This window comes from Deltaproteobacteria bacterium, from assembly GCA_016875225.1.
GTDB lineage: Bacteria > Myxococcota_A > UBA9160 > SZUA-336 > SZUA-336 > VGRW01.
On record VGRW01000181.1, the window covers coordinates 1 to 1,625 of the forward strand.

The following is a 1,625-nucleotide window of genomic DNA, read 5'->3' on the forward strand; positions in this document are numbered from 1 at the left end:
GCTCGCGCAGCAGCAGCACCCCGCCGTCGCTGCTCGCGTGCTCCGCGTCGAACCGGCCCACCACGGGCCGTCGTCCCAGCGGCGAAAACTCAAGCTGCGTCGCGCTACACTCTGTCTGCACAGGTCGGCCCTTTCTGTTGGCCCGTTTTGTCTTGCAACTCAACGGTTAACAGAAGTCAGCCGGCCTGTGCTCGTTTGAGTGGTGAGAAATCCAGGCTAGGCTCGTTTCCGACGCCATGACGCTGCACGAGGTCGAGTGGGACGCCTGTGTGCTCGAGCCACGGTACGACCGCGAGCTGGAGTCGTTCGTGCGGCGCGAGGTGGGGACGGTGCCGTCCTCGGTGCCCTACTTCACCGCTTCACCCTGGATCGTGCGCTCGATGGCGAGCCTCAGCTACTTCGGCGCGCCGCTAGTCTACATCGACTACCCGCTCGCCGACCTCGTGGGGCTGGTGGTGAGCCAGGACAACTCCTGTCGCTACTGCTACGGAATCCAGCGCACGGTGATGCGCGTGCACGGGATGCCCGAGGCGCAGATCCGCCAGATCGAGCAGAACTTCCTCGAAGCCGAGATCGACCCGCGCACGAAGCTCGCGCTCGACTTTGCACGCCGCATCTCCCGCGCCTCGCCGCTCGTCTCGGCGCTCGACGCCGTCGCGCTGCGCGAAGCCGGCTGGTCGAACCCGGCCATCAAGGAGCTGGCGTTCCAGGCGGCTCTCAATGTCTACATGAACCGGCTGATGACGGCCCCTGCGATTCCGATCGCGTCGGTGGAGCGCGCCGCCGAGCACTGGGCTCTCGGATGGCTCGCGCCGCTGCTGCGGCTGGTGATGCGAAGACGCTGGCGCAGGAGCGGGGTCGCGCCGCTCGAACCCGAGCAACGCACCGGACCGTGGTCGTATCTCGTTTGCGCGCTCGATGGCCTGCCGGCCGCGGGGGCGCTTCGCACGGCGCTGGACGAAATGTGGGAATCGACGCTCCTGTCGCGGCGCGCAAAGGCGCTGATCTTCGCCGTGATCGCGCGCGGCCTCGACTGTTCGCTCGGCGAACGCGAGGCGCGCGGTCTGCTCGATGAGACCGGTCCGTCGACGGACGAGGTCGACCCGATCCTGACGCACCTCGGATCGACGCTGCTCGACCCTGTCGAGGCCGCGATCGTTCCGTTCGCGCGCGGGAGCATCCGCGCTCGTCCCGTGCAGCTTCAACAGCGCACGCGCGCGCTCCTCGAACGGCTGCCGCCTGAGCTGGTCGTCGAGACCGTGGGGGTATGCGCGCTCGCGAACGGTCTCTGCCGGCTCGGCGTGGTGGCGCAGCTCGAATGAGCGCCCCGTGGCTCATCGCCGCGGCCTTCAGCGCCTCGGCGGCGGCACTCGCGACGGCGCTCTACCGCTCGCGCGCCTCGGATCGGCGGGCTCGCGCGCGCCTCTTCACGACCACGGCCGAGCTCGAGCGCATCTCGCACGCGTTCGCACGCTTCGCGCCGATGGAGCTCGTCGAGCGCGTGATCGCGAGCGGCGTACCCACGTCGGGCGAGCGCAAGGAGGTGACGGTCCTCTTCGCGGATCTGTTCGGGTTCACGCCGCTGTCGGAGAGCGTCGACCCTTCCGTGCTCGTGCGCATCCCCC

General features: G+C 69.0%; 2 protein-coding genes. Both read left to right on the forward strand.

Going from position 1 to position 1,625, the window contains the following annotated elements; translation table 11 throughout:
- Positions 1–236 precede the first annotated feature (236 nt).
- Positions 237–1,322: a hypothetical protein gene (locus FJ108_18590; GenBank protein MBM4337902.1), complete on the forward strand. Its 1,086-nt coding sequence runs from the start codon at positions 237–239 to the stop codon at positions 1,320–1,322.
- Positions 1,319–1,625, forward strand: a 307-nt coding sequence (locus FJ108_18595) for a hypothetical protein (protein MBM4337903.1), incomplete at its 3' end; no start/stop codon positions are given. The genes FJ108_18590 and FJ108_18595, both read left to right, overlap by 4 nt.

Bases quoted from the DNA above. Each gene is read 5' to 3' on its own strand.
- FJ108_18590 (MBM4337902.1), top strand. From the start codon at position 237: ATGACGCTGCACGAGGTCGAGTGGGACGCCTGTGTGCTCGAGCCACGG.